This window comes from Streptomyces sp. NPDC033180 (assembly GCF_055577645.1).
The window spans coordinates 26690-52256 of record NZ_JBVIPU010000008.1; the positions used below are offsets into that span (position 1 = coordinate 26690).

The following is a 25567-nucleotide window of genomic DNA, read 5'->3' on the forward strand; positions in this document are numbered from 1 at the left end:
GCGTACAGATCGTCGAACAGTGATCAGTGATCGGTGATCAGTGATCGGTGTCCGTGCCAGAGGGCGGTCAAGGAGTATCAGGGTGTTCAGGGCGTTCAGGGAGTGAGGGGCTGACGTGCACGTGACGAATGTCGCGGCGAGCTACTACCAGTCGTACTCCGTCGTCGGACTGCTCGCCGTCGTCGGCGTGCTGTTCGTCGCCGTCGCTTTCGGCGCGGGGCGGTTGTTGCGTCCCGTCGTGCCGACACCCGAGAAGCTCCTGACGTACGAGTGCGGCGTCGACCCGGTGGGCGAAGGCTGGGCCCACACCCAGGTCCGCTACTACGTCTACGCGTTCCTCTACGTCATCTTCGCCGTCGACTCGATCTTTCTCTTTCCCTGGGCGACGGTTTTCGCCGCACCCGGCTACGGTGCGACGACGCTGGTGGAGATGTTCATCTTCCTCGGCTTCCTGACCGTGGGCCTGCTGTACGCATACAAGAAGGGCGTCCTCACATGGACGTGACCCCGGAGCGTCCTCGCACGGACGTGACCCCGGAGCCCGTGTTCCTGCCCGAGCCGACACTGCTCCCCACGCCCGAGCCGCAGAAGCTGGGCGTGCTCTCGCGCCTGGCCCCCGAGCCGATGAAGGTGGTCCTCAACTGGGGCCGCCGGTACTCGTTGTGGGTCTTCAACTTCGGCCTCGCCTGTTGCGCCATCGAGTTCATCGCCGCCTCCATGGCCCGGCACGACTTCATCCGGCTCGGCGTGATCCCGTTCGCACCGGGTCCGCGCCAGGCCGACCTGATGGTGGTGTCGGGCACGGTGACGGACAAGATGGCCCCTGCCGTGAAGCGCCTGTACGAGCAGATGCCCGAGCCCAAGTACGTCATCTCCTTCGGCGCCTGCTCCAACTGCGGCGGCCCGTACTGGGATTCGTACGCGGTGACCAAGGGCGTCGACCAGATCATCCCGGTCGATGTGTACGTACCCGGCTGCCCGCCCCGGCCCGAGGCGCTGCTCCAGGGCATCCTCAAGCTCCAGGAGAAGATCGCGCGGGAGTCGCTGGCCGAGCGGTACGGCAACGGCGGCCGGCCTTCGGTGGCGGCGCTGCAGAGCGGTCTGGTGAAGCCGCCGACGGGGACGGGCGCGTCCACCCCGGGGGAGGGGAAGGCATGACCGGGTGGCTGCCGAGCCCCGTCGAGGAGCTCTTCGGCGCGGAGGCCACGGCGGAGGAGCCGTACGACCTCCTGACGGTCGACGTCCCGCCGAGCTCCTGGATCGCGGCACTCGAAACCGCGCGCACGACCCTGACCTGTACTTACTTCGACTGGCTGAGCGCCGTCGACGAACCGGGCACGGGCTTTTTCGTCTCGGCCCACGTCGTCGCCCTCTCTCCGGTACGTCGCCTCCTCATCCGTACGACCGTTCCGCACGACGCCCCGGTGCTGCCGACCGCGGTCGACGTCTACGCGGGCGCGGCGTGGCACGAGCGCGAGACGCACGAGATGTTCGGCGTAGCTTTCGAGGGCCACCCTCACCTGGTCCCGCTGCTCCTCCCTGACACCTTCGAAGGCCACCCCCTGCGCAAGGACTTCGTCCTGGCGGCCCGGGTCGCGAAGGCGTGGCCCGGCGCGAAGGAGCCGGGGGAGTCGGAGCACGGCGGGCCCAAGCGCCGCCAGATGCTGCCGCCCGGCGTACCCGACCCGAACGAATGGGGCCCCCTGAAGGGCCAACTCCCCGCTGCCCCGGCCCGCCCGGCCCGCGGCGCCGCCCGCGCGGCAGGCGACCGCCCGGCCCGCCGGACGCGCACGGCGGGGGAGGGCTCGGCCAGCCAGGCGGGGGCCGGTCCCGCCGCTGCGGGGCAGACCGAGGGCACACAGCCGCCGCCCGGCCAAGCCGAGGCACGGGCTCCGCGCCGGGCCCGGAGTGTGACCCAGGGGACGACGTCGCAACGCCCGGCACCTGAAACGAAGCCCGAGTCCGCTGCGGGGTCCGAGCCGAGGCCTGAGTCTGCTGCGGGGTCCGAGCCGAGGCCTGAGTCTGCTGCGGCGTCCGAGCCGAGGCCTGAGTCTGCTGCGGGGTCTGGGGTGGGGCCCGGGTCTGCTGCGGCGTCTGGGGTGGGGCCTGAGTCTGCTCCGGCGTCCGAGCCGAGGCCCGAGTCGCCCGCGCTCGGCTCTGACGCGCCGTGGCATCAGGCCCGCCCGGCGTTCGGGGACACGGAGCAGCCTGCTCCGGCCGCTCCTGAGCAGCCCGCTCCGGCCGCCCCCGAGCAGCCTGCTCCGGCCGCCCCCGAGCAGCCCGGCGGCTCCGAAGCGGGCCCGTCCGGTGGCCCCGAAGCGGGCCCGACCTCCGATCCTGAGCCGGGCCCGACCGGCGACTCGGAAGCGGGCCCGACTGGTGCCCCCGAAGCAGGCACGACTGGAGCCCTCGGACCGGACCCGACCTCCGACCCCGAGCCGGGCCCGTCCGGTGCCCCCGAGCCGGGCCCGTCCGGTGCCCCCGAGCCGGGCCCGTCCGGTGCCCCCGAGCCGGGCCCGTCCGGTGCCCCCGAGCCGGGCCCGACCTCCGACCCCGAGCCGGGCCCGTCCGGCGCCCCCGAACCGGGCCAGACCTCCGACCCCGAAGACAACGACCGCCCAGGAGGCTCGGAGTGACCGACGCGCTCGACGTCGCCCTGCGTCTCCTCATCGTCTTCGCCGTCTTCCTCGTCCTGCCCCTGGTCATCGGCCAGACCGAGCACAAGGTGATGGCCCACATGCAGGGCCGACTCGGCCCCATGCACGCGGGCGGCTTCCACGGCTGGGCCCAGCTCGTCGCCGACGGAGTCAAGTTCGCGCAGAAGGAGGACGTCGTACCGGCCCAGGCCGACCGCCGCATCTTCCAACTCGCCCCCGCCATCGCCCTGCTGCCCTACCTCCTCGTCCTGGTCGCCATCCCCATCGGCCCGAGCGAAGGCGCCGTCGGCCAACTCGTCGACGCGGGCATCTTCTTCGTGCTCGCGGTCATGGGCGTCGGCGTTCTCGGCTCGCTCATGGCGGGCTGGGCCAGTGCCAACAAGTTCTCCCTCCTCGGCGGCCTGCGTACCGCCGCCCAGCTCCTGGCGTACGAACTCCCGATGCTGCTCGCCGCGGCCTCGGTCGCGATGGCGGCGGGCACGGTCTCGCTGCCCGGCATCCTCAACGCCTTCGAGTGGTGGTGGCTGCCCTGGCAGATCGTCGGAGCCCTCGTCTTCTTCATCGCGGGCCTCGCCGAACTCCAGCGCCCGCCCTTCGACATGCCGGTCGCCGACTCGGAGATCATCTTCGGTGCCTATACCGAGTACACGGGCCTGCGCTTCGCCCTGTTCCTCCTCGCCGAGTACGCCGGAATCGTCGTCCTCTGCGGCCTCACCACCGTGCTCTTCCTCGGCGGCTGGCACGGCCCATGGGGCGCCGACGGCCTCGGCTGGGTCTGGACCCTCCTGAAGACCGGCCTGCTCGCCTTCGTCGTGATCTGGCTCCGCGTCAGTTACCCCCGTCTCCGCGAGGACCAGCTCCAGAAGCTCTCCTGGACCTTCCTCGTCCCGCTCGCCCTCGCGCAGATCGCGCTCACCGGAATCGTGAAGGTGGCGATCAACTAAATGCCTCCGATCCCTGGCAGCGGCCTGGCCAAGGGCCTCGCCGTCACCCTCCGCACGATGACGAAGAAGACCGTCACCGAGCAGTACCCGGAGCACCAGCCCGAACTCCCGCCCCGCACCCGCGGCGTCATCGGGCTGTTCGAGGAGAACTGCACGGTCTGCATGCTCTGCGCCCGTGAGTGCCCGGACTGGTGCATCTACATCGACTCCCACAAGGAGACGGTCCCGCCGGCCGTCGAGGGCGGCCGCGAGCGCAGCCGCAACGTCCTCGACCGCTTCGCCATCGACTTCTCCCTCTGCATGTACTGCGGCATCTGCATCGAGGTCTGCCCCTTCGACGCACTGTTCTGGTCCCCGGAGTTCGAGTACGCCGAGACGGACATCCACGAACTCACCCACGAGCGCGACAAACTCCGCGACTGGATGTGGACGGTCCCGGCCCCGCCGGCCCTCGACCCCGCGGCCGAGGACCCCAAGGAGATCGTCACCGCCCGCAAGGCAGCGGAGAAGCTGGCCGCGGCGCAGGAAGCCGAAGCTGCCGAGCCGGAGGGATCCGCGTGAACCTCGCAGCCAACGCCCCCCAGGGCTTCCTCTCCCCGACCGGCGTGGAGATCGCCTTCCTCCTGGTCGGCCTCGTCACCCTCGGCTCGGCGATCGTCACCGTCACCACCAAGCAGCTTGTGCACGCCGCCCTGTGGCTGGTGGCGACGCTCGGCGGCCTGGCCGTCGAGTACCTCCTGCTCACCGCCGAGTTCATCGCGTGGGTGCAGGTCCTGATCTATGTCGGCTCCGTCGTCGTCCTCCTTCTGTTCGGGCTGATGCTCACCCGGGCTCCCATCGGCCGCTCCCCGGACGCCGATTCGGGCAACCGGCCGGTCGCGCTCGCGGTGGCCGTCCTCGCCGCGGCACTGCTGGTCTGGGTGGTCGTCGACGCCTTCCGCACCTACTGGATCGACCTCGACCGCGCCGCCGACGAGGCCCAGGGCTCCACAGCGGTGACCGGAGAGTTCCTCTTCCAGCACTGGGTGCTGCCTTTCGAGGCGCTCTCGGTCCTGCTCCTCGCCGCCCTGGTCGGCGCGATCGTCCTCTCCCGCAGGAACGCCCGCATGACCCGCCTGAACGAAGCCTCCGGCGACACCCGCACTACCGGTGCCTCCGGCGACACCCGCACTACCGGTGCCCCCAGCGACACCCGCACTACCGGTGCCCCCAGCGACAAGGAGCAGCGCTGATGCACCTCGCCTATCCCGCCGTCCTGGCCGTCCTCCTCTTCTGCGTAGGCCTGTACGGAGTACTCGCCCGCCGCAACGCGATCCTGGTCCTGATGTCCGTCGAGCTCATGCTCAACGCCGTCAACCTCAACCTGGTCGCCTTCGACGTCTGGCTACGCGACGCCCTCCACTCCGGCCAGGCCCTGACCCTCTTCACCATCGCCATCGCCGCCGCCGAGATCGGCATCGGCCTCGCGATCGTCCTGGCGGTCTACCGCAACCGCGGCTCCTCCGCCGTCGACGACCTCCGCGACACCGCCGAGGGCCCCGACGACCCCGATGACGACGATGACGATGCCGAGGGTGCGGCCACCGAGGAGCCCGCCTCGGCACAGAAGTCGCCGAAGTCGCTGACGTCGGAGAAGGCGCAGAAGTCGCAGAAGTCGCAGAAGGCTGAGGCCACCGCGTGACCACGACCACCCTCGCCGTACTCGTCCCCCTCCTGCCGTTCCTCGGCGCGGTCGCCGGTCTGCTCCTCGGCCGCACCGCCCCCGGTCTCGTACGCCCCCTCGCGGTGCTGCCCACCCTGGTGGCGCTGGTTCTCGCCGCACTGGTCGCCGCCCGCCACGGAGGCGGCGCCGACATCGACTCCGCCACCGAGCTCACCCCGACCGGCTCGGTCCCCATCGAACTCGCCCTGCACATCGACGGCTTCGCTGCCCTCGTCGCCGTCCTGGTCGGCGTCGTCGCCTCCTGCGTGCAGATCTACTCGACGGGCTACCTGCGCGACGACCCGCGCTACCCCTCGTACGCCGCTCTCGTCTCCCTCTTCACCTCCGCGATGCTGCTCGTCGTCTACTCCGGCGACCTGATGGTGCTCCTGGTCGGCTGGGAGATCATGGGCATCTGCTCGTACTTCCTCGTCGGCCACTACTGGGAGACGCCCGAAGCCCGCGCCGCCTCCCTCAAGGCCTTCCTGGTCACCAAGCTCGGCGACGTCCCCTTCCTGATCGGCCTGTTCGCGCTCGCCGTCGACGCCGGGTCGTTCCGCATCACGACCGTCCTCGCGACGGTCGCGGGCGGCGGCCTCGACCACCCGACGCTGATCGCCCTGCTGCTCCTGGCCGGTGTGGCGGGCAAGTCCGCGCAGTTCCCGCTGCACACCTGGCTGCCCGACGCGATGGCGGGCCCCACCCCCGTCTCCGCGCTCATCCACGCCGCGACGATGGTCGCCGCCGGTGTCTACTTCGTGGCCCGGCTCCTCCCGGTCTTCGCCGCGTCATCGGCGGCGCTGGTCGTGCTCGCCGTCATGGCCGCCGTCACGATGGCCGGCTCGGCCCTCGCCGCGCTCGCCCAGGACGACATCAAGCGCGTCCTCGCCTACTCGACGATCGGCCAGCTCGGCTATCTGACCGGCGCCCTCGCCGTCGGCGACCGCGGTGCCGCCGTCTTCCACCTCCTCTCGCACGGCGCCTTCAAAGCGCTTCTCTTCCTCGGTGCGGGCGTGATCATCCACGCCGCCGGCACCAACTCCCTCGCCGCGATGTCCCGCATGAAGGGCCTGCGCGACCGGGTCCCCGACGCCTTCTGGACGATGACCGTGGCGCTCCTCGCGCTCGCCGCCATCCCGCCCTTCAGCGGCTTCTTCTCCAAGGAAGCCGTCCTGGGCGCCGCCGAGCACGCGGCCACAGGGCACTCCGAGACCGCCCCCACCGAGGCAGGCTGGATCGTCCTGATCGCCGGTCTGCTGACCGCCCTCCTCACCGCCGCCTACGCGACGCGTCTGTGGCTGCTCGCCTTCAACGGCCAGGGCCCCGAAGCCCCGGACCACGGAAAGCAGCCCGTCACGATGACCGCCGTGCTCTGGGTGCTCGCCGTCCCCTCCCTTGCCTTCGGCCTCACCGTCGGCGTCCTGCCGGACTGGTTCGACGGGCACTCGCTCACCCCGACCCTCACCACCTCCGTCCTCGGCACGGGGCTCGCCCTCGTCGGCGGGCTCGTCACGTACGGAGCGTGGCGGCACACCACGGCGCTTGCCGTCCGCCACCCGATGGGTGCGGTCGCCGCCGACACGGGGGGCGACGGCGGCCTGGTCGAGGCCGAGGCCATCGCCACGCATGCCCCTGCCTACGGAGACGTGGCCCAGGCCCACGACCCGGCCGACCCCGGCCGCCTCCTGCTCGGTCCGCTGCACCGGCACGCCGCCGTCGGCTTCCACCTCGACGCCGCCTACGCCGCCCTGTTCGTGCGCCCCGTCCAGGCCGCCGCGCGCCTCGTCCGGTTCCTCGACCGCGAGGTCGTCGACACGTACGTACGCGGCGCGGGCACCGCGCCCCGCTGGCTCGGCGCGGCGGTCCGCCGCGCGCAGACCGGCAACGTGCAGACCTACCTGAGCGCGCTGCTCGCAGGCACCGTCGTCCTGGCTGTCGCCGCCGTCCTCGTCGCCACCGCCGGAGCGTGAGCAGCCGTGATCGGTATCAGTGAGTCCGTAATGCAGTTCCTTCTCGCGTTGATCGTCGTCGGCCCGCTCATCGGCGCCGTGGCGGCTCTCCTCCCGGCCCCGCCCGGGCTGAAGGGGAAGTCGCCCGACCAGGCGGTGCTCCGCCACGGCGTGGTCGTGACCGGCGTGATCCTCATCGCTGCGATCGTCCTGGCGCTGGGCTTCAACCATGACGAGCCGTCAAAAATGCAGGCCACGACCGATATCAGCTGGATTCCCGCACTCGACGTGCGCATCCACCTCGGCATCGACGGCATCTCGCTCCCCCTCCTGGTCCTGACCGCGCTCCTGACCTTCCTCTGCGCGATGTACAGCTATTTCAAAATGCCGACCGGGCCGTCCCCCAAGGCATTCGTCGCTCTCATCCTCGTGCTCGAGTCCGGCACCCTCGCGACCTTCGCCGTCCTCGATCTGCTGCTGTTCTTCCTGGCGTTCGAGATGGTCCTCATCCCGATGTACTTCCTCATCGCCCGCTGGGGCGGAGCCGAACGCACGCAAGCTGCCTGGAAGTTCATCCTCTACACGCTTCTCGGCTCCGTCGTGATGCTGCTCGGTCTCCTCCTCATCGGCCTCAAGTCCGGCACATTTGACATGGTGGCACTCGCCACTGACAACGGCCCTCGCCTGAGCACATCCGTGCAGGTCATCGCCGTTCTGGCGATCGGGATCGGGCTCGCGGTCAAGACGCCGATGTGGCCGCTGCACAGCTGGCTGCCGGACGCGCACACCGCCGCGCCGACCGTCGGCTCGGTCCTGCTGGCCGGTGTGCTGCTGAAGATGGGCACGTACGGCTTCGTCCGGATCCTGCTGCCGATCACGCCCGACGGAATGCGGACCTTCGCGCCGTACCTCGCGGCCTTCGCAGTCGTCGGGATCATCTACGGATCGCTCGCCTGCCTCGCCCTCGCCAAGCAGGGCGCGAAGGGCGATCTCAAGCGCCTCATCGCGTACTCGTCCGTGGGCCACATGGGCTTCGTGCTGCTCGGCATCTCGACGATGAGCCCGACCGGCGTGAACGGCGCGCTGTTCGCCAACATCGCGCACGGCCTCATCACCGGCCTGCTGTTCTTCCTCGTCGGCGCGCTGAAGGACCGCACCGGCACCAGCGACCTCGACACCCTCGCGCAGGAGTCGGGCGCCGCGCTCTACGGCAGGGCACCCCGCCTCGGCGGCCTGCTCGCCTTCGGCGCCGTCGCCTCGCTGGGACTTCCGGGCCTCGCCGGGTTCTGGGGCGAAATGCTCGCCCTGTTCGGCGCGTTCAAGCCCGCCGAAGGACTCAGCCGCCCCGCCTTCCTCACCTTCATGGCGATCGCCGCCGTGGGCACCCTGCTCACCGCCGCGTACATGCTCATCGTCGTACGCCGCGTCTGCATGGGCTCACTGCCGCAGGGATCTCGGGAGCCCCAGGAGCCCCAGGAGCCCCAGGAGCCCCAGGAGCCCCAGGGGTCACAGGGCGCCGCCAAGACCGAAATCCCGGCGCTCGCCGACGTCCAGGGTTATGAGTTCGCCGCCTGGACCCCGCTCGTCGCCCTCACCGTCCTCGCCGGACTCTGGCCCGCCGCTCTGCTCGGCCTCACCGACCCGGCCGTGCAGCAGCTCCTCTCAGGAGGCAAGTCGTGACCGTGGCCGTCGAAAGCGCCGCCGACGTCGTCCAGTCCGTCGACTGGCTCGCGATCGCTCCGCCCACCATCGCGGCGGTCGTCGGTCTCCTCGTGCTCGTCGCCGACCTCTTCGTGGGCGACAAGAGGAAGGCGCTGCTCGGCTGGATCTCCGTCGCGGGACTCGCCGTCGCCGCACTCTCCCTGCTGCCGATCCGAGACGACGACCGGTCGACCTTCTGTCTGACCGGCGGCACGGAAGCCTGCAGCTACACCGCCGACCGCTTCACGCTCGTCATCCAACTGCTCGTCATCGGCGGTGCCCTGCTGGCCGCCCTGCTCTCGATGAGCACGCTCAAGGACGCGAACGGCACTGCCAGGGAACTCCCCGAAGGGGAGTTCTGGTTCCTGCTGCTCTCCTCGGCAGCGGGCGCCGCGCTGCTGCCCGCCTCGCGCGACCTCGCCACGCTCATCGTGGCCCTCGAAGTGGCCTCCCTCCCCGCCTTCGCGCTCGTCGGCCTCAGGCACGGCGACAAGCGGTCCTCCGAAGCGGCCCTGAAGTTCTTCCTCTCCTCCGTCACCGCGACCGCCGTGACGCTGATGGGCGTCAGCTTCGTGTACGCCGCGACCGGGACCCTGCACCTCACGGAGATCGCCGAGAAGCTCCAACACGTCGACGGACAGCTGGACACGCTCGCCCAGACCGGCGTCGCCCTCACCCTCGTCGGCTTCGCCTTCAAGGTGGCCGCGGTGCCCTTCCACTTCTGGGTGCCCGACACCTATGTGGGCGCTCCCTTGCCGGTGGCGGCCTACCTCTCCGTCGTCGGCAAGGCGGTCGGCTTCACCGGCCTGATCCTCGTCACCGTCGTCGCCTTCCCCTCGTACGCGGACGTGTGGGGCCCGGCACTCGCCGTGCTCGCCGCCCTCACCATGACCGCGGGCAACGTGGCGGCGCTGCGCCAGCAGGCCACGCGCGCGTACAGCGCGGTACGCCTGCTCGCCTGGTCCTCGGTCGGCCAGGCCGGATACCTCCTGGTGCCGATCGCCGCCGCCGGATACGCCGACAACCCCGCCGAGGCGGAGAAAGCCGTCGGCTCCACCGTCGCGTACGCCCTGATGTACGCGGCCGTGAACCTCGGCGCCTTCGCCGTCGCCGCGCTCGTCGGCCGTACGCAGCGCCTGAACCGCGTCAGCGACTACCGGGGCCTGTACGCCAGGAGCCCCCTCGCGGCCCTGGTGCTCGGCTTCTTCCTGCTCTGCCTCGCGGGCCTGCCGCCGGGCATCATCGGGCTCTTCGCGAAGGTCACCGTCTTCTCCGCGGCGGTCGACGCGGGCCTCGGCTGGCTCGCCGTGCTGATGGCCGCGAACGTGGTGATCGCGCTCTTCTACTACCTCCAGTGGACCGCGCTGCTGTTCCGCGCCCCCGAGGGCGAGCCGGTCAAGCACCGCGTCCCGGCACCCCTCACGGTGGCCATCGCCCTCACCGCGGTCCTCGGCATCGCGCTCTCCGGAGCGCCGCAACTCGTCCTGAGGTTCTCCGACACGGGCCTTTTCTGACAGGCCCTCTTCTTTGTGGGCCGCTCGGGCATCACTCGAGCGGCCCACACCGCTCCTGCGCCGCTCCTGCGCGCACAAGGGAACTAGTGCTCCCCGCCTGGCGTTGACCAGTACGGGAGGGTCCACTGAAGAGTGGAAGCACCAGCAGACAGAGGGTTCCCCCACGCACCACAGGAGGGCGTACCGTGCACCGCCGGCACAACGGGCTGAAGACCGCCGTACTCCTCGGGGGACTGTCCGCTCTCATCCTCGTCATCGGCAGTTTCTTCGGACGTATGGGCTTGATCGTCGCGCTCTTCGTGGCGCTCGGCACCAATGCGTACGCGTACTGGAACAGCGACAAGCTCGCCCTGCGCGCCATGCGCGCGCGCCCGGTGAGCGAATTCGAGGCCCCCGAGCTGTACCGCATGGTCCGCGAGCTCTCCACCCAGGCCCGCCAGCCCATGCCCAGGCTCTACATCTCACCCACCGAGGCGCCGAACGCCTTCGCGACGGGCCGCAACCCCCGTAACGCGGCGGTGTGCTGCACCGACGGCATCCTGCGCCTCCTGGACGAGCGCGAACTGAGAGGCGTCATCGGCCACGAGCTGAGCCACGTCTACAACCGCGACATCCTGATCTCGTCGGTAGCGGGCGCACTCGCCTCGGTGATCATGTTCCTGGTCAACTTCGCCTGGCTGATCCCGATCGGCAGGTCGAACGACAACGACGGCCCCGGCATCTTCGGCATGCTCCTGATCATGCTCCTCGGCCCTCTCGCGGCCTCCATCATCCAGCTCGCGATCAGCCGCTCCAGGGAGTACGAGGCTGACGCGTCCGGCGCGCAGCTCACCGGGGACCCACTGGCCCTCGCGAGCGCCCTGCGCAAGCTCGAGGCGGGGACGAAGCAGCTTCCGCTGCCGCCCGAGCCACGCCTTGAGACGGCAAGTCACATGATGATTGCGAACCCTTTCCGTCCGGGGCAGGGCATGTCCAAGATGTTCTCCACGCATCCGCCGATGGCGGAGCGCATCGCCCGGCTCGAGCAGATGGCAGGTCGCCAACAGTGAAGACAATCCTGAACGTCATTTGACTCGTCCTGTGCGGCTTCTGGATGTTCCTCGGCCATCTCCTGGCCGGGGTGCTCCTGTGCATCACGGTCATCGGCATCCCCTTCGGGATAGTTCTTCTGCGCTCCGCACTGCACGTGGGTCGATCCGCCCTTCGATAGTCGTCGAAGGCAGGAGATCGGGCTCGGGTAGAGGAAGGCGCTCCACGCCCCGCAGCGCCGCTTCAACTCGCGCCCACGTGCCATCGGCCACCCATGTTCCGAAGTGGCGCGCTGCCATGACACGCAGGCCGGACACAAGCTGTGGTGGTCCGAGACCGTTCGCGCCCGCATGCCGCACCCTGACGAGCGGACCATGCTCCGCCTGCCCGACGCGACGCCGATCCTGCACGTCGCTCGCGTCACGCATGGCACCGACGACCGCCCCTTGATCCTCGAAGAGTTCCGCACCGGTGCGGACCGTGCCGAACTCGCCTATCGGATCACCGCCGACAAGGAGCCCGCGCGGCGTGCCCGCACTTGAGGGCCGTAGATCGGTCGAAACTTTCTTCACTTCCTCAAGGGCACGCCTGCGGCGTGCCGGGCAGCTCGGCCGCCTCGGCCGTGCGTGCGGCGTGGCCGCCGGTCCCGGCCGGTCGCCCGGCGCCCTGAACCGCAGTGCGCCTGAGGTCGAGAGACGTCGACCGGTCGGCTCAACAAGACAGCCGCGGGGCTGGGGGCCGACGGCCTCCGAGACTTTAGGCAGCTCCCATGGGGCGAGCCTCGAAGAACAGGGGGCCCATCGGGCACAGCAGCGGGCAGGTCCAGGACCTGCCCGGTTCGCCGGGCCAGCGTAGGGCCCCCTGTTCACTCGCCCCCTGTTCACTCACCCCATGGCAGCTACCGCCCAAAGTCTCTGCGGCCGGCGAGGTGCCCACGCGCGCCGCTCACCAGGGAAGACGTGGCTCATGCCGCACCACCGTCGCCGCCCGCGACCGCCTCCAGGAGGGCGGCGAGCCGATCCGCAGTGCACGGCCAGCCCGATACCCGCACGATTCCGCGCCCTTCCTCGTTCGTGGCAGCGTGGGCCCGTACTTCCGACAGCTCGAACCCCACGCCAAGGAGGGCTCGGTTCAGCCGGTCTGCCGCCTCTCGCGCACCACGCCAGCTGGCCACGTAGTCGACGCCCGGCACCCACAGCCGTGAGTCCGCGCCTGCGACGGCCAAGCCATCTCTCAACCAGTCCTCATCCGTGCCGGTCACCTCGTCCACCTCAGTCCTGGTCCAGGTAACGGACCGTCAACTTCCTTGGTCCGAGACGGAAACGCAGCACAGCGACCCCGGTACCGCCAGGCACCGGGGACCGCTGTCCCCTTCCGGGCCACCTCGGTTGCTTCCCGGCGCGGGGGTGGTCCGGTCTGACGTATTCAGTTGTGAAGCGCGGCCCCTCCATCAGGGCCGAGAGGCCGCGCCCCTCGCAGCCGGAGCTGGGTCGGCAACCGGCCGCATCACCTCTCCGGTCTGTCATCCGCGCAACCGATCGCGAGACGACAGGCCGGAGTTCAATGCCTGGGTGTCGAGATCGAAGCGGCACCACACCGTCTTGCCGCCCGAATCCTCCGGCGACCACCACACGGCATCGGCGAGCCGCTGAACGATCAACAGCCCGCGCCCTCGGTCCGGTAACAAGGCCTCCGCGAAGTCACCCGCCAGCTCCGGCGATACGAACTCACCCGCTGGCAGATCCGGCGGAGTCGAGACCTCATCACTGACGCCGACGAACAGCCAGTTCGGCCACATCTTCACGAGTACATCGACTCGGCGAGCGCCACCGGGCCGCGTCAGGCGGTCATCCGGCACTGCGTGGTGCACGACGTTGCCGACCAGCTCCGAGACGATGAGCCGGGCATCGTCGGCCATGAAGCCAAGGCCCCAGTCCTGAAGGCAGGACCCCACCACGTCGCGCGCCGCACGCGCCGCACGCGCCGTGCTCGGCGACTCTGCGAACGTCGTCAATGCCCGGAAGTGGCCGTTCGACGGGTCATGGACCACGTCATTCGACGGAACTTCCACGGGTGTATTCGCTGTGGCTTCGCTCGGTCGAGCACCCATGGCACGGCCCACCGACCCCAGTCAGGTCTGCCGAGACGATCCCGGCAGCGACCGGAGGGTGCACCTCTTGTACCGGCTGTCGCTCCCCCCTCTTGGGGACCCCCCTCGTGGGTACACTCGCGAAACGAGCACACGAAGAAACGTCAGGTCAATCACGATGGGGAAGTGAGATGGCCGGAGTAGCTCCGACACCAGCGGCATTGCCGCCGCATGTTCTGGAACGTGCCGACGTGCGCTCAGCGATCGGCAACCACGATTTCGGCGAGGTCTTCAGACTCGCCAGGCTGCACGGGAACATCAGCTACGCCAAGATCGCGGAGGCGGTCGGCTACAAGCGCGAGCGCGTCGGCAAGATGGCCAGGCCCGAGACTGAGGGCAAAGGCGTGCGCCCTGGGATCACGCAGCAATTCAAGATCCTCGAAGTGGTGGACGGACTGCGCATCCCAGGGCACTTGGCGGGGCTTGCCGCGCGCCCATGGGAGCTGGAACAGAGGGCTGACGCATCCCCCTCCGAGGACCCGAGCGCGCTGCTGGAGCAAGGCTGCGCAGGCTTGTGGGACGTCGCCGAGCTTCTCCGGCGAACCGAGATGTCCAGCATCAACAGCGCTCCAGGCGGACCGGAAGTCACTTCCGTCTCTGCTCTTGGTGGCCAACGAGCTAGACAAGGAACTCCGCTCCCGTTACCCCCGTTACCCCCGCGAGGCAGCTACGCGAGACTTCCACGAACGGATCTTGAGCATCACGCGCGGAACGGCCACGCCGGAGCTCCCGTTCTGAGCGGATGGCTCTTAAGTACATGCGACAGCGGACCGTGACGACTGTGGGCACCCTGGAAGAACAGATCAGGTGTGGTCGGTGACTGCAGCCTGACGTGGGTTGTCGAACAGTGACATGTGCGAGAGGCAGCAATGGACCAAGGCACCCGCGAAGAGCTCATCGGTCGGCTGGCCGAGGCGATCGAGTCGGTCACGCCCGCGCATCCGCTGCGGGTCGCCATCGACGGGCCGCCCGCCTCCGGCAAGACCACGCTGGCCGACGAGCTCGCCGTCGTCCTGCGCGCGCGGGACCGCCACGTCATCCGCGCGACCATCGACGACTTCCTCTTCCCCCGTGCACAGCGCTACCGACGCGGCCAGTACTCGGCCGAAGGCTGCTACTTCGACGCCCACGACCATGCCGCACTGCGCCGCGTCGTGCTCGATCCGCTGGGCCCCGGAGGCGACCGAAGATTCCAACACGCGGTCTACGACCGAGACACCGACACGCCATCGTCGCCGCCGACCGCGACCGCCCCCGCAAACGCCGTACTGCTCTTCGACGGCGTCTTCCTCCTGCGCCCCGAACTCATCGACCGGTGGGAGCTGCGCATCTTCGTGTCCGTCCCATTCGAGCAGACGGTAGATCGCGCTCGGGACCGAGGCACAGCGCTGGCCGGGCCCACGGCCGACACCGCCGAGATCGAACGGTTGTGGCGCGGCCGCTACATCCCCGCCCAACAGCTCTACTTCGCCACAGCCCGCCCAACCGACCACGCCGACATCATCGTGAACAATGATCAGCTCCAACGGCCGACCTGGGAAGTCCGACCACACTCATCGAGGCACAGGACTTGACCACTGCTCGTGTTCAGGCGCGGCCGAACTGCTGATCAGTCGGAACGACCTCACGACCCAGCGGCATGAGCGAGATCGGGATCAGCTTCAGGTTCGCCCAGCCGAACGGAATGCCGACGATCGATACGAACAAGGGGATGCTGGTGATCAGGTGTCCCAGGGCCAGCCACCAGCCCGCGAAGATCACCCAGATCACGTTGCCGATCACTGAGGGCGCCCCGGCGCCTGGCCGCTCCACAGTGGTTCGGCCGAAGGGCCACAGGACGTAGCCCGCAATGCGCAGCGACGCGATGCCGAACGGGATGGTGACGATCAAGACGAAGCACACCAGCGCGGCAAGCGTGTATGCGATCGCCATCCAGATGCCGCAGAAGATCAACCACAGTAGGTTGAGTAGAAAGCTGAACAGCTTCATGATCGGTGCCCTTCCAGTCGCTTCGCCGCCACGGTCCTCCTTACCCAGTATCGGGAGGTCAGGCGTCGAAACGGAAACGCAGTGGCCGTGTGGGCGTATCCGGAGAGTAGAGGGACAGCCCCCTTCGGTGTCGCGAGCTTCCGCATCGGCCGCTATGCCCTGTGGCCCTTCGGCTACACGACAGTTGAGCGCCGCGACGCGGGCGCACCGTCCTGCATCGTGAACGTCCTGTGGCTGGTCCTGGCGGGCTGGTGGATCGCGCTCGGCCACATCGTCACGGGCCTCGCCCTCTGCGTCACGATCATCGGCATCCCGCTGGGCATTGCCAACTTCAAGCTGATCCCGGTGTCGTTGATGCCGCTCGGCCGCGAAACCGTCCGCACGGGCCAGCCGTTCGCAGCGCGCTAGCGCGCGTGCCGGGCCGTGCCGCACGCCGCGGCCCCCGTGTGTCATACGCCGCACCGACCTGGCCACCGCAACCACGCCCCGCCCTCGTGTCGTCCTCCAGGACAACAGCGCAAAGAGGGCACGACGAGGGGCAGGTCACCGCATGGGCATCATCAGCTGGATCGTTCTGGGGCTGCTCGCCGGTGCCGTGGCCAAGGTCCTGCTGCCCGGCCGCGACCCGGGCGGCTTCATCGGCACGACAATCATCGGCATCGCGGGCGCCTTCATCGGCGGCTGGATCTCCGCCCGCTATCTCGACCGCCCGATAGTCAACGACTTCTACGACGGCGCGACCTGGGCAGCGGCCATCGGCGGCTCACTCGTCCTGCTCGTCGCCTACCGCATCCTCTTCGGCCACTCACGCCGCTGAGCCACACACACGCCACCCGCGCCTCCTCAGGCGTAGTCCCCCGATCTGCGGCCAGCAGCAAGGGCGGGCACCCGATCCGGGTGCCCGCCCTTCGGCATACTACGACGAGCGATCACCAGTACTTACTGAGTACTGACTGGCAATTACCGGTAGTTGGCGAACTTCCCGCTTGATCGTCTGACCTGCATGGACTTGGCAATAACCACTCTGACCTGCGAAAACCACTCTCGGTAGTTGCCGAGGTTTTCCGCGGTCTTCTAGGGCCGTGTGCCCTGGCTGTGCCCTCGGGAAGGCTCAACATTCGGGGCCGTTAGGAATCGGTTCACCTGGGAGGGTCACCCGACGGCAAGACGTAGGGCAGGGGCCCAACCTCAGCCGGTCATCACTGGCACGATTACGGCTGCGACAGCGGACGCGAGACCGCCAACGGCGATGAACGCCCCGAACTTCTCCTTGGCGGACGGGAAGACTGCCCTTGAGACATCTCCCGCCTTGCTGCGCAGAACAACCATCTTCATCTTCTGCCACCGATGCTGGCGGAGATTGCAGCCCATCAAGATTCCCGAGGCGTTGCGTCGGCAGTAAGAGCCGTTGCGATTCACTGCTCCGCACCACACAGGCAGCTGAAATGTCGCGTACGCAACGACCGCCAGCGAAAGGACCACGATCACAGCAGTGGCAGCCCCGCTGCCCCAGGCCAGGACCAGTGCCGCCGCCGCTATGTAGCCCCAATACGTCCAAATCCCCCTCATGAGCGGGGACGGTACAGCGGGGCAGCGCCGATGCACAGAGCGTGAATGAGCCACGTCGAGGCTATGGAGCGTCAGGGGTATCCCGCGGAAGGCTCGGATGTCGACGGCAGATGGACGTTGCCACCCGGATTGTGCCGCTGTGCCCGGTTCTCAACTGGAGAACCGAGAAGCGCCCCGCACGGGCTGATGCCGTGTGGGGCGCTTGGGGTAGGTGCGCGGTGTTACAGCTCGTCGGGCATCGGGCCGGGGGTGAGTTCCGGCGCATGGTCAGGGCACGCCCAGAGCGTCGTTCCGGGGCCGCTGGTGCTCTCGATCCAGCGGACAGCAATCGGGGCGGTGGTGTTGCGGTGGCAGCGGACGCAGAGCGCCACCTGTACGGCGGGCAGGGGCGGGAAGAATCGCTCGGGGGTCATGCCTGCGCCCCCAGGGCGGTGAACTGGTCGCCGGGGTAGCGGTACGGGTAGTCGATGCCGCACTCGGCGAACGCGGTCGCGAAGAACCGTTCCCGGCGCACAGGTGTGAGCCGCAATGTCTCTTCGGCGCGGAAGATCGCGCGGACTTCCTCGGCGCTCGGGCCGCTCCACTCGTTAGTCCACGGGTTCACCGGGGCGGGGGTGGTCGTGGGCAGAGCGGCGAAGTAGGCGGCCGTGTGGCGGCCAGGCGCGGTGCGGGGGGTCCACGGGGCGAGGACGGAGAGCGCCCAGCAAAGGGCGCGAACGATAAGGTCACGCATACGTCAGTCAGCTCCAGTTAGCTGTCTCGGCGAGCCCCGGTGGACCGGTCCTAAGCGGTCTTCCGGGGCGCTTTCATTGGTGACGATAGACCTTGACGTCAACCTACGTAAGCCCTTGTAAAGGGACGTCAAGGGACGTCGATTTACGTACCCATAAGTGCGATGTCGTCAGAGTGCAGCTAGCGTCCTAGGCATGGAGTACGGCCCTGATGACGTGATCGAGCGCGACGCCCCCGAGCCCCCGTTCGAGCAGCTCGCCGGCATCCTGCGCGCGCGTATTGCTCGGGGAGACTGGAAGCCCCGGCGGCCTATCTCGTCGGAAACCCGCCTGTGCGACGAGTTCGGGTTGTCCCGCCCGACCGTGCGCCGTGCGATTGCTGCCCTGGTCACCGAAGATCTGCTCTTCGTTGTCCCGCAGCGCGGCACGTACGTTCAGGTGCAGGGCGAGGCCGAGGGCGACAGCAGCGAATAGCGCCCCGCGGTCACGGCCGGAAGCGCGCCACGGTGTACGCGGTCGGTCCGGTGAGCGTCCCTGGCCCGGACTCGTCCACCATGTCGACCACCTCGAACCCCGCTTCTGTCGCGTAGTGCTCCAACTCGCGTGGAAACAGGACCCGGCGCCTGATCACGTCCCGCGCTTCGTGGCCAGACTCGAATGTCCACAGCCTGTGCATGGTGTTGATCTGCGTCCGTAGATCCCACTCGTAGCGAACGGTGACCGTGGCTCGCGTGTCTGAGGTTTCGATGGTGGCGGTTGCGGGCTCTGTCTGGGTGATCGGCGATACGGGGGAGCAGAGCACGAGGACCGCGCCGGGGCGTGCGTGCGCCGCGAACGTCGCGAACACGTCCCGTACCGCGCTGTTGTCGTGCACATAAGCCAGCGAGTTGCCCAGGCACGTCACGGCGTCCACAGGGCGCCCGAGCCGGTACGCGCGCATGTCGCCGGTCCGGATATCGAGGCCGGGGCGGGTGCGGCGTGCGTGCGCGACCATGCGTTCCTGTAGATCCACGCCGACGCACTCGAACCGCTTCGCAAGGATCTCCAGGTCTCGCCCGGTGCCGCATCCGAAGTCCACCAACGTGGCAGCGTCCGGCCGGTGCTGGTCGATCAGCGCTTGGCACGTCTCCGCGGTACCGCTGTCCGCCTGCACGGCGTCGTAAAGGGCGGGGTCCCGGTAGAAGACGTTGGTAGCTTCCATGGCGCTCGGCCTCCGCGTCGGTGCTGCTCATGCGAGGGCCCGCAGCCCGATTTCCAGGGCGAGTGTGTCGCAGAGCAGGTCGGGCACTGTGGGCGCGCGTTCGGCGCGCTCTCGGGCAACAGCGAGCGCCTTGGGGTCAACGTAGCCGAGATCCACGAGCAGGGATTCCCGCAACATTCCATCCAGGAGGGGGAGTCCGTACGTACGCAACCCCGCTTCCATGACCGCCAGGAAGTTCTCAGGCTCCGCAGGCGCGGCGACGGACTCGGGTAGGCCCGCCCGCCGAAGCCGCTCACGGAACAGGGCCTTACCCCGCTTGTGCTCTGTGGGGAGCTGTTCCATGAACCGCACGATGCGGGGATGCACCAGCGGGTTCACGGGCCAGACTCCAATGCGCAGATATCCAGGGTTGTGCAGCCCACTCGCCATTAGGGCCGGCAGGGGCACAACCGGGATCGGGGCTAGGTTGCCGTCCACGTCGGCGACCGCTTCCCTTGCCCGGCTCGTGAGCCAGGGAACCGGCTCGGGTGCGGGGAGTTCGGCCGTTGTCCGGGAGTGACAGGCGTTGATCTCGTCCCCACCGGTCCCGGTAAAGATGACCTCGCAGCCCCGCGCCGCCACCTGTTGACGCACCACATCGAACGCCTCTTGGTAGAACGCCCCCGCGGGGTCATGGGGTGTGCCGAGGTCGCGCACCCCACCGGGCACAAATGGCGGATGCTGCATGGCGGGAACAGCCGTGTCTCGGAAGCCGAGATGGTCGACCAGCGCCCGCCGCCGCTCGCGCTGCTGGGCGCCGATGGCTCCGGCCATGAGCAGTCCGAAGCTGTAGGTATGGTTGTACCCGGCGGCACCTACGGACAGGGCGACGTTGCCCGAGTCCGCTCCGCCTGAGAGTTCGACGCCTACGCATCCGGTCGCCACCGGGGCTTCCTCTACAGCCTCGTTCAGCAGTGCGTCGAACACGACCAACGGGTCCACTCCACGGCGCAGGGGCCGAGGCTCCAAGACATGCTCGGCAGGCTCCGGGTAGATCACGGTGAGCCCCGACGAGGTGAAGACGGCCGATGCGCGTTCAGTGAGTCGGTGCACCCCTTCAAACAGGGTGTCGGCGGTGTACCGGTGCCGCCTGGTCAGCGCTCGGGCTACGGCGCGCGGTACGAGCCGGTCGGGCCGTAGGTGCTCGTGCAAGTCTGCGATGTCCCACGACGCGTGCAGCACGTCGCCGACCACCACGAGATACAGCGGAGCAGTGCCGAACAGGCCCGCTGAAAGCCGGACCTCGCCAGGCTTGATCACGACCGCCGCGAATTCTGCCTCGTCGCCCTTGAACTCCCGCACCGTGAGGGTCACTCGCTGCGGATCGTCGTTGTTGAGTACGGCGACGAGAGCCGACACGTTCGCGGGCGCGATCCAGCTTTCCCCGCAGGCCCAGCGGCCGTTTTCCCATTGCCAGTTCGACGGCTCAAGGTCCGCCAGGCGGAGACGTAGCGAAAGCACGGGATTGCCTCTCTCACGGGCACGGCGGGGCGAGGCCCGGTCAGCCTCGCCCCGCCGCACATCAGGGACGGATCACTTGGTGGAGCAGTGATCGCCGTTGTTGTCGCCGCCGCCGGGCATCTTGTCCATCAGCGCGGCGTCCATCGCGGGAACCCCCGTGATCAGGTCTCCGGTGAACAGGTCGTCAACGTTCATGGCGTTGCTCTCCTAGGGTTGAAGCAGACCCCGCGGCGGTTGCCGCGGAGGTGGCCCGTCCGGCTGTCGACCGTCACAGCAGGCAGCCGGACGGGGGCTTATCGGTGGCAGTGCTGCCGCGGGGGTAGCACTGCCCCTTGGCGAGGCACGCCCCACCGCTCCACCGCGGGGGCGGGGTCGCGCGCGTCGGTCTTGTTTGGGGTGTCCGCATGCCGGTCACCGCACATGGCTCGTCCTCCGTCGGTCTGGCATCGGGCGTGTTAGCCCGCCACCGGTCGGGGGGTCGGTCGCCCTCGCCAGCCCGTCCGGTGGGGGGAGATCAGGGATTCAGCTGGGCCCGCCCTGGTCGCCCGTGGGGACAACACGACCAGGGCGGGGCTATGGGGGTCACACCCACCGGCGCCGAGGGGCTCGGTGGCGTGGTCCGGTGCGTTGCGGCAGTCGATCGGCGGGAAGCGGCCGTGTCGGCGGCACCGCTCCGCGCGCGTTCAGCACGATGCGGTGGTGCAGCCGATCGACGCACGGCCCGCAGTAATAGAGATCAGCGATGACGTGCCCAGTCGTCTGCGCGGGGCCCATCCACAAGACTCGGGCCTCGCTCCTTCCGCACCAGCCCCAGCAAGACCCGGTGATCCAGTGGTTGCCGTCGTCAGTCCTGGCCGGGGCAGGCGTGCCGTTCACGTCGGGGTGCAAGACGCCTGAGAGGAGAGTGATCACGCTGCGCCACCTCGCCACATCACCCACGGCCGTTGGAGGACCTCCGCGTACCTGATGTGGTTGGGGCGTTCTCGCATGTGGTCGAACGTCCAGTCGCACGCAACAGCGAAGTTCTCGGACTCCTTCGACTCCGCCCCGCAGGGCTTGCCGTCCTCGTCCTGTGTGAGGCACCGGAAGGCGTACGTCGTGGGCGGTGCATCAACGTCACGGTGCGGCCTGATGGTCCAGCGCCCCAGGGTTCGGCGCGTCATGACAGCACTCCGCAGCTTCGCGCGTTGGCCGACTCGACCTTGGCCCACAGGTCCGGGTGAGCCTCGCTCATCGGTTGATCTGCCTTGGCCGGCTGTCGCTCCACATCCGGGGGTCTCTCGTCGCCGACCCCGGATTCGAGCCGCGTCGCTTCGTCGTCCGTGACCATGCGGATTCCTTGTACCTCGGCGGTGATCTCTCCTGGCTCTAAGCAACCGCACGACTACGCGCGGCGGTACCGTTGGCGCAGAGCGGCGGCTTTAGAGCGTTTAAAGCGCCTACGGGCGCGGGGAGTTGAGCAGCTATGCCGAATGAGCCCCTGCAACGCCTGTTCGCAGAAAGCGGCTGGACCCTGAGTCAGTGCGCCCGTGCCGTGAACCGGGTTGGGGCGGAGGATGCGACACCGCTCAAGTACAACGGCTCGGCGGTCCACCACTGGTTAGGCGGAACGACGCCCCGCAGCGCGGCCGTGCGCCGATTCGTCGTCGAGGCGTTCGCGCGCCGCCTGCGCCGCCCCGTGACCCATGCAGAGGCGGGTTTCCCAACTCCAGCCGATCAAGAGCAACGACCGCCGCTTACGGTGGAAGGGCTGATCGAGCTTGGGAGGCAGGACATGGACCCGTCCCGACGGAGCGTTCTCGGGGCCAGTCTCTTCTCTGTCGCGCTCACCATCCCCGGATGGCCGGACGTGATCGGACGTGCCGAAGCGGTCACGATGGGCCGAACTCAACGCATCGGCATGAGCGACGTCGACATGGTCATCGCCATGACCGAGCGCGTTTCCGACTTGGACGACGAGTTCGGCGGTCGCTACGCGCGCCCCATGGCCGCCGCATTTCTCGTCAACACGGTCGCGCCCGCGCTCCTGGCCGACGGGCCCGAGCACGTGCGGGACGCGATGAAATCCGCCGCTTCCGATCTCTGCTACCTCACGGGCTACATGGCCGTGGATGAGGGCTTGCACGGCCTCGCACAGGGCTACTACCTCAAGGCGTTGGAACTGGCCGGAGCCGCAAAGGACCACCTCACCTACTGCACCACGTTGCGGGGCATGAGCGTTCAGGCGGTCGACCTCGGCCATGGCCAGACAGCCATGCGCCTCGCCGACTCCGCCGCGGCAGCATCGCCACAAGCAGGGCCCAGGATGCGGGCATTCCTCGCCGGGCAACAGGCCCATGCGTCCGCGCAGATCGGCGACCGAAACAACGCGCTGCTGTACCTGCGGGAAGCCGAGACAGCCATGGAGAAAGCCGAGTCCCGCGCCACGACATTCGCCTCGTACAACCCGTCGTCGCTCCTGTACCACGTTGGGCAGATCCGGTACGAACTCGGCGACGTGAAGGGGTCGATTGAGTCCCTACAGGAGTCGGACAACCTTCGTAACCACACGTTCCGCCGCAACCGCGTCCGCTTCCTGTCCATCCAGGCTGAGCGCCAACTCGAACTCGGCCACCTTGAAGCGGCGTGCGACACGTGGGGCAAGGTCGTGGAGATCTATCCGCACGTGGAATCCGGGCAGTGCGACACCCGCATGAACACGATGTACCGACGCATCCGGCCGTACCTCAAGAACCATCACGCTCGCGCCCTATACGAGAGGGCAAGGCTCGTGACTCCCGAACGGCTGCTCGCCTGATTGAAGTGCCGTCGCACACGGTTGCAGCGGCCCACCGATTGGCCGGGGCCGGCCTACGCACTGATCTTCAGGCTTGGGCGCCCCGGCAAAGCAGCCATGAGGGTGAATGGGACGTGTCCCCGTTTTTACCGCGGCCTATGACTCGTCAGATGGAAAATTAGGTAAGAGACTTGTCCCATGGACCTCGACCGCGCGAACTTCGCCCTCTTGGTATCCGGCGGCGCTGCTGTAGGCGCGCTCTGCAACATGGTCATTGCGGCTCTTACCTACAAGCGGGTAACACCCAAGATCCACGTTGTCGTTGAAAAGCATGGGATGAGCCCAGTAGCACCTAAGCCCCGGCAAGAGCGTGTATATCGAATCCGTATCCGGCTGAGGAATCGTGGCATCCTTGCCATTGGTGTCGAGCGAATCTATGTCGTCCCGATCCATGGCCCGTGGTGGCGTTGGTGGGATCGGAAGAAGAAGCAAGAGAGCGGCCAACGGTTCCCGGAACCCAAAGTGATCGAACCTCTCAGTGGCCTGAAGCATTACGAGGACATCCGGCCCAGTGCCCTGCGGTACAGCGGGGAGAACCCCCGGTGCGTGTACGTCGTGGTGTGGCTTACTGATGGTTCGAAGGTGCGGAGCGCTCCGGTCAAGGACTTGTCCAAACTGGTAGTAGAAGTCGGGCCAGACGCTCCGGAGCCAGAACCGGAGCCCTCCGCGCATGGATGGCGTCGGCGACTTGGCTGGCGCCGACGCCGTGACTGCTAGAGCGGCTACCAGTGCCAACCTCACTAGAAGGACACCGACCCCGCTCTATGAGGCGAGGACGAAAGGGTTTGAACGTGGGGCTCTTTATTCTCACCGAGGGATGATCAAATCTGAGAGTTGTCCCGCAGTTGGCATCCGACCTCGGTTGAAGACGACGGCGACGAATACCACCACCACCGGCAGCAACGGGACGAGCGCAGCTTCGGGTAGCCCGAGGATGGCCGCGCCAGCCATTACCAGTACGACCACGAGCCCCACCACAGCCAGCCGCAATCGTTCCCTCGGCGCGGCTGGAGCCACACCTTCAAGTTGGTCTGAGTCCAGAAGGTCGTTGATGCGGCCCTCGGCGTAGCGTTCGGCGATTGTTAGCAGCATTACGGTGAGGTCTTCAAGGGCAGGGCCCGGCGCTGAATCCTGTCGTGCTTCGGCCCTTCGCAGCGCGCCCACCACCAGTGCGGCGTGCGCCTTGAACTGCCGCTCGTTATGCCGTCTGGCTCTGGCGCGGCGGGTGCGGTAGGCCCTCCAGATGACTTGCTCGACCGGTTGCATGGAGACTCTCGGAATCCGGCAATCTGGCTGGGTCTCCTCCCAACAGCGGAGAACTGTGGCGCACTGCGCTGCGACAGTCAGCAGTGCAACGACCGGCCAGCAGCGTCGGTACTCCGTAAGTGGACTTGCTTTGTCCGGGAACCCAAGTGCCTCAAGGTCATAGGCGGCAAGTGCCTCGCCGTCACCAGAGCGGGTCAAGTTTGATCGCTTGATGAGTAGCACTTCGACGACCAAGATCAGGGCGATAGCCAGGAGGATCACTGCCTGTCCGACGAAGCCAATGTCCGCGGTGCGCATCGACGTCGGCATAGCCACGATCTTGCTAAGCAGTGCCTGCACCACACCGGGATTCGGTCCAGGGTCTGAGGTCAACCGCAGGTCTTCCCAGTCGGCCATGTCGTCGACGTTCACCAAGACGAGTAGCAGCAAGACAAACTGAAGTGTCTTGATTGGCGTGGCCAGGGGCAGCGCGCGCCACCAGCGCACGACATATCCAGGGGCCAATCCGTGGCCGTCGACCCGATCTTGTATTCGAGGCGGTAGCAGCAGCATCTGCCTCAGGAGCGGAGCAGCTCGACGCACTCCCAATGTGGAGCGCAGCCGCTCGAAGCGCTCCACAGACCGGATCGACCAGCGCTGAACCGGTCCGGGAAATAGGAACAGAGCGATCACACAGACGGGCACCAGCTCGATAACCAGGATGAGGGCGTTCGTCAACACGGCGCCAGTCTCACGTATCCCGCCTACAGCGGCGGCCGAAACGCAGTGAGTCGACGGCGCCGCTGGCGCATTCGGAGCGAGCCCGCTAGCTCTGCGAACGCGTCCTTTCG

Annotated in this window: 28 protein-coding genes and 3 pseudogenes; 18 read left to right on the plus strand and 13 right to left on the minus strand. The window is 68.2% G+C overall.

What is annotated here, in order from left to right; translation table 11 throughout:
* Positions 1-115 precede the first annotated feature (115 nt).
* From ACZ5WE_RS21860 to ACZ5WE_RS21920, 13 genes and pseudogenes are all read left to right on the plus strand, one after another.
* Complete coding sequence (locus ACZ5WE_RS21860; protein WP_266863289.1) at positions 116-505, plus strand: NADH-quinone oxidoreductase subunit A; 390 nt, start codon at positions 116-118, stop codon at positions 503-505.
* On the plus strand, positions 496-1158 hold the full coding sequence (locus tag ACZ5WE_RS21865; RefSeq protein WP_467691427.1) for an NADH-quinone oxidoreductase subunit B: 663 nt from the start codon (positions 496-498) through the stop codon (positions 1156-1158). The genes ACZ5WE_RS21860 and ACZ5WE_RS21865 overlap by 10 nt, the downstream gene beginning before the upstream one ends.
* On the plus strand, positions 1155-2636 hold the full coding sequence (locus tag ACZ5WE_RS21870) for an NADH-quinone oxidoreductase subunit C (RefSeq protein WP_467691429.1): 1482 nt from the start codon (positions 1155-1157) through the stop codon (positions 2634-2636). Before ACZ5WE_RS21865 ends, ACZ5WE_RS21870 begins: the two co-directional genes overlap by 4 nt.
* Complete coding sequence (locus ACZ5WE_RS21875; protein ID WP_467691431.1) at positions 2633-3601, plus strand: complex I subunit 1/NuoH family protein; 969 nt, start codon at positions 2633-2635, stop codon at positions 3599-3601. The genes ACZ5WE_RS21870 and ACZ5WE_RS21875 overlap by 4 nt, the downstream gene beginning before the upstream one ends.
* The gene (locus ACZ5WE_RS21880; protein WP_467691432.1) at positions 3602-4162 is read left to right on the plus strand and encodes a NuoI/complex I 23 kDa subunit family protein; all 561 of its coding nucleotides are present in this window, start codon (positions 3602-3604) and stop codon (positions 4160-4162) included.
* Complete coding sequence (locus tag ACZ5WE_RS21885) at positions 4159-4833, plus strand: NADH-quinone oxidoreductase subunit J family protein (RefSeq protein WP_467691434.1); 675 nt, start codon at positions 4159-4161, stop codon at positions 4831-4833. Before ACZ5WE_RS21880 ends, ACZ5WE_RS21885 begins: the two co-directional genes overlap by 4 nt.
* Positions 4833-5282, plus strand: a complete 450-nt coding sequence (gene nuoK, locus ACZ5WE_RS21890) for an NADH-quinone oxidoreductase subunit NuoK (protein ID WP_467691436.1) — start codon at positions 4833-4835, stop codon at positions 5280-5282. The genes ACZ5WE_RS21885 and nuoK overlap by 1 nt, the downstream gene beginning before the upstream one ends.
* Positions 5279-7273, plus strand: coding sequence for an NADH-quinone oxidoreductase subunit 5 family protein (locus ACZ5WE_RS21895; RefSeq protein ID WP_467691437.1), 1995 nt, complete (start codon positions 5279-5281; stop codon positions 7271-7273). Before nuoK ends, ACZ5WE_RS21895 begins: the two co-directional genes overlap by 4 nt.
* Before the next feature lie 6 nt (positions 7274-7279).
* Positions 7280-8932, plus strand: a complete 1653-nt coding sequence (locus ACZ5WE_RS21900; RefSeq protein ID WP_467691439.1) for an NADH-quinone oxidoreductase subunit M — start codon at positions 7280-7282, stop codon at positions 8930-8932.
* Positions 8929-10467 carry an NADH-quinone oxidoreductase subunit N gene (locus tag ACZ5WE_RS21905; protein ID WP_467691440.1) on the plus strand — a complete coding sequence of 513 codons (1539 nt, stop codon included), beginning with the start codon at positions 8929-8931 and terminating at the stop codon, positions 10465-10467. The genes ACZ5WE_RS21900 and ACZ5WE_RS21905 overlap by 4 nt, the downstream gene beginning before the upstream one ends.
* A gap of 185 nt (positions 10468-10652) precedes the next feature.
* Positions 10653-11516, plus strand: a complete 864-nt coding sequence (gene htpX / locus ACZ5WE_RS21910; RefSeq protein WP_467691442.1) for a zinc metalloprotease HtpX — start codon at positions 10653-10655, stop codon at positions 11514-11516.
* A 29-nt stretch (positions 11517-11545) separates the two neighbouring features.
* Positions 11546-11653: pseudogene (locus ACZ5WE_RS21915) on the plus strand (YccF domain-containing protein); the annotation flags it as partial.
* A 145-nt stretch (positions 11654-11798) separates the two neighbouring features.
* Positions 11799-12038 (plus strand): annotated as a pseudogene (locus ACZ5WE_RS21920) (UTRA domain-containing protein); the annotation flags it as partial.
* 422 nt (positions 12039-12460) lie between these two features.
* Here the strand turns inward: ACZ5WE_RS21920 and ACZ5WE_RS21925 are convergent.
* The 3 genes from ACZ5WE_RS21925 to ACZ5WE_RS21935 form a co-directional block, all read right to left on the minus strand.
* The gene (locus ACZ5WE_RS21925) at positions 12461-12757 is read right to left on the minus strand and encodes a hypothetical protein (protein ID WP_467691443.1); all 297 of its coding nucleotides are present in this window, start codon (positions 12755-12757) and stop codon (positions 12461-12463) included.
* Between the two features lie 261 nt (positions 12758-13018).
* Entirely contained in the window at positions 13019-13606 is a 588-nt protein-coding gene (locus ACZ5WE_RS21930; RefSeq protein ID WP_467691444.1) for an ATP-binding protein, read from the minus strand.
* Between the two features lie 236 nt (positions 13607-13842).
* Entirely contained in the window at positions 13843-14259 is a 417-nt protein-coding gene (locus ACZ5WE_RS21935; RefSeq protein WP_467691446.1) for a hypothetical protein, read from the minus strand.
* Positions 14260-14514: 255 nt separating this feature from the next.
* Here ACZ5WE_RS21935 and ACZ5WE_RS21940 point away from each other — a divergent pair, with 255 nt between their 5' ends.
* Complete coding sequence (locus ACZ5WE_RS21940) at positions 14515-15219, plus strand: cytidylate kinase family protein (protein ID WP_467691448.1); 705 nt, start codon at positions 14515-14517, stop codon at positions 15217-15219.
* Between the two features lie 13 nt (positions 15220-15232).
* On the opposite strand, the gene ACZ5WE_RS21945 is transcribed toward ACZ5WE_RS21940, so the two are convergent.
* Positions 15233-15634, minus strand: coding sequence for a YccF domain-containing protein (locus ACZ5WE_RS21945; RefSeq protein WP_467691450.1), 402 nt, complete (start codon positions 15632-15634; stop codon positions 15233-15235).
* 120 nt (positions 15635-15754) lie between these two features.
* Here ACZ5WE_RS21945 and ACZ5WE_RS21950 point away from each other — a divergent pair.
* Positions 15755-16042, plus strand: a pseudogene (locus tag ACZ5WE_RS21950) (YccF domain-containing protein); the annotation flags it as partial.
* Positions 16043-16184: 142 nt separating this feature from the next.
* Complete coding sequence (locus ACZ5WE_RS21955) at positions 16185-16451, plus strand: GlsB/YeaQ/YmgE family stress response membrane protein (RefSeq protein ID WP_467691451.1); 267 nt, start codon at positions 16185-16187, stop codon at positions 16449-16451.
* A 371-nt stretch (positions 16452-16822) separates the two neighbouring features.
* Here the strand turns inward: ACZ5WE_RS21955 and ACZ5WE_RS21960 are convergent, their stop codons facing one another.
* From ACZ5WE_RS21960 to ACZ5WE_RS21970, 3 genes are all read right to left on the minus strand, one after another.
* Positions 16823-17203, minus strand: a complete 381-nt coding sequence (locus ACZ5WE_RS21960; protein WP_467691453.1) for a hypothetical protein — start codon at positions 17201-17203, stop codon at positions 16823-16825.
* Positions 17204-17424: 221 nt separating this feature from the next.
* Positions 17425-17616: a hypothetical protein gene (locus tag ACZ5WE_RS21965; RefSeq protein ID WP_467691455.1), complete on the minus strand. Its 192-nt coding sequence runs from the start codon at positions 17614-17616 to the stop codon at positions 17425-17427.
* On the minus strand, positions 17613-17936 hold the full coding sequence (locus tag ACZ5WE_RS21970; RefSeq protein ID WP_467691457.1) for a hypothetical protein: 324 nt from the start codon (positions 17934-17936) through the stop codon (positions 17613-17615). Before ACZ5WE_RS21970 ends, ACZ5WE_RS21965 begins: the two co-directional genes overlap by 4 nt.
* A 193-nt stretch (positions 17937-18129) precedes the next feature.
* Here ACZ5WE_RS21970 and ACZ5WE_RS21975 point away from each other — a divergent pair, with 193 nt between their 5' ends.
* Positions 18130-18408 carry a winged helix-turn-helix domain-containing protein gene (locus ACZ5WE_RS21975; protein WP_467691459.1) on the plus strand — a complete coding sequence of 93 codons (279 nt, stop codon included), beginning with the start codon at positions 18130-18132 and terminating at the stop codon, positions 18406-18408.
* Positions 18409-18418: 10 nt separating this feature from the next.
* Here the strand turns inward: ACZ5WE_RS21975 and ACZ5WE_RS21980 are convergent, their stop codons facing one another.
* From ACZ5WE_RS21980 to ACZ5WE_RS22000, 5 genes are all read right to left on the minus strand, one after another.
* Entirely contained in the window at positions 18419-19135 is a 717-nt protein-coding gene (locus ACZ5WE_RS21980) for a class I SAM-dependent methyltransferase (RefSeq protein ID WP_467691460.1), read from the minus strand.
* Between the two features lie 27 nt (positions 19136-19162).
* Positions 19163-20695 (minus strand): asparagine synthase-related protein, encoded by a 1533-nt coding sequence (locus tag ACZ5WE_RS21985; RefSeq protein ID WP_467691462.1) that lies wholly within the window; start codon positions 20693-20695, stop codon positions 19163-19165.
* A gap of 12 nt (positions 20696-20707) precedes the next feature.
* Positions 20708-20830, minus strand: a complete 123-nt coding sequence (locus tag ACZ5WE_RS21990; protein WP_365824858.1) for a hypothetical protein — start codon at positions 20828-20830, stop codon at positions 20708-20710.
* 713 nt (positions 20831-21543) lie between these two features.
* Complete coding sequence (locus ACZ5WE_RS21995; RefSeq protein WP_467691464.1) at positions 21544-21798, minus strand: DUF7848 domain-containing protein; 255 nt, start codon at positions 21796-21798, stop codon at positions 21544-21546.
* Positions 21795-21965, minus strand: coding sequence for a hypothetical protein (locus ACZ5WE_RS22000; RefSeq protein WP_467691466.1), 171 nt, complete (start codon positions 21963-21965; stop codon positions 21795-21797). Before ACZ5WE_RS22000 ends, ACZ5WE_RS21995 begins: the two co-directional genes overlap by 4 nt.
* 135 nt (positions 21966-22100) lie before the next feature.
* Here ACZ5WE_RS22000 and ACZ5WE_RS22005 point away from each other — a divergent pair, with 135 nt between their 5' ends.
* The gene (locus tag ACZ5WE_RS22005; protein ID WP_467691468.1) at positions 22101-23432 is read left to right on the plus strand and encodes a tetratricopeptide repeat protein; all 1332 of its coding nucleotides are present in this window, start codon (positions 22101-22103) and stop codon (positions 23430-23432) included.
* Positions 23433-24278: 846 nt separating this feature from the next.
* Here ACZ5WE_RS22005 and ACZ5WE_RS22010 read toward each other — a convergent pair.
* Entirely contained in the window at positions 24279-25457 is a 1179-nt protein-coding gene (locus ACZ5WE_RS22010; protein ID WP_467691470.1) for a hypothetical protein, read from the minus strand.
* Positions 25458-25567: the final 110 nt, after the last annotated feature.

Coding starts and splice junctions, on each gene's coding strand:
- ACZ5WE_RS21930 (WP_467691444.1), bottom strand. CDS start 13,606: ATGGGTGCTCGACCGAGCGAAGCCACAGCGAATACACCCGTGGAAGTT.
- ACZ5WE_RS21870 (WP_467691429.1), top strand. CDS start 1,155: ATGACCGGGTGGCTGCCGAGCCCCGTCGAGGAGCTCTTCGGCGCGGAG.
- ACZ5WE_RS21940 (WP_467691448.1), top strand. CDS start 14,515: ATGGACCAAGGCACCCGCGAAGAGCTCATCGGTCGGCTGGCCGAGGCG.
- ACZ5WE_RS22005 (WP_467691468.1), top strand. CDS start 22,101: ATGCCGAATGAGCCCCTGCAACGCCTGTTCGCAGAAAGCGGCTGGACC.
- ACZ5WE_RS21955 (WP_467691451.1), top strand. CDS start 16,185: ATGGGCATCATCAGCTGGATCGTTCTGGGGCTGCTCGCCGGTGCCGTG.
- ACZ5WE_RS21960 (WP_467691453.1), bottom strand. CDS start 17,203: ATGAGGGGGATTTGGACGTATTGGGGCTACATAGCGGCGGCGGCACTG.
- ACZ5WE_RS22000 (WP_467691466.1), bottom strand. CDS start 21,965: ATGGTCACGGACGACGAAGCGACGCGGCTCGAATCCGGGGTCGGCGAC.
- ACZ5WE_RS21990 (WP_365824858.1), bottom strand. CDS start 20,830: ATGAACGTTGACGACCTGTTCACCGGAGACCTGATCACGGGGGTTCCC.
- ACZ5WE_RS21970 (WP_467691457.1), bottom strand. CDS start 17,936: ATGCGTGACCTTATCGTTCGCGCCCTTTGCTGGGCGCTCTCCGTCCTC.
- ACZ5WE_RS21865 (WP_467691427.1), top strand. CDS start 496: ATGGACGTGACCCCGGAGCGTCCTCGCACGGACGTGACCCCGGAGCCC.
- ACZ5WE_RS21880 (WP_467691432.1), top strand. CDS start 3,602: ATGCCTCCGATCCCTGGCAGCGGCCTGGCCAAGGGCCTCGCCGTCACC.
- ACZ5WE_RS21980 (WP_467691460.1), bottom strand. CDS start 19,135: ATGGAAGCTACCAACGTCTTCTACCGGGACCCCGCCCTTTACGACGCC.
- ACZ5WE_RS21995 (WP_467691464.1), bottom strand. CDS start 21,798: ATGACGCGCCGAACCCTGGGGCGCTGGACCATCAGGCCGCACCGTGAC.
- nuoK (WP_467691436.1), top strand. CDS start 4,833: ATGCACCTCGCCTATCCCGCCGTCCTGGCCGTCCTCCTCTTCTGCGTA.
- ACZ5WE_RS21965 (WP_467691455.1), bottom strand. CDS start 17,616: ATGACCCCCGAGCGATTCTTCCCGCCCCTGCCCGCCGTACAGGTGGCG.
- ACZ5WE_RS21975 (WP_467691459.1), top strand. CDS start 18,130: ATGGAGTACGGCCCTGATGACGTGATCGAGCGCGACGCCCCCGAGCCC.
- ACZ5WE_RS21945 (WP_467691450.1), bottom strand. CDS start 15,634: ATGAAGCTGTTCAGCTTTCTACTCAACCTACTGTGGTTGATCTTCTGC.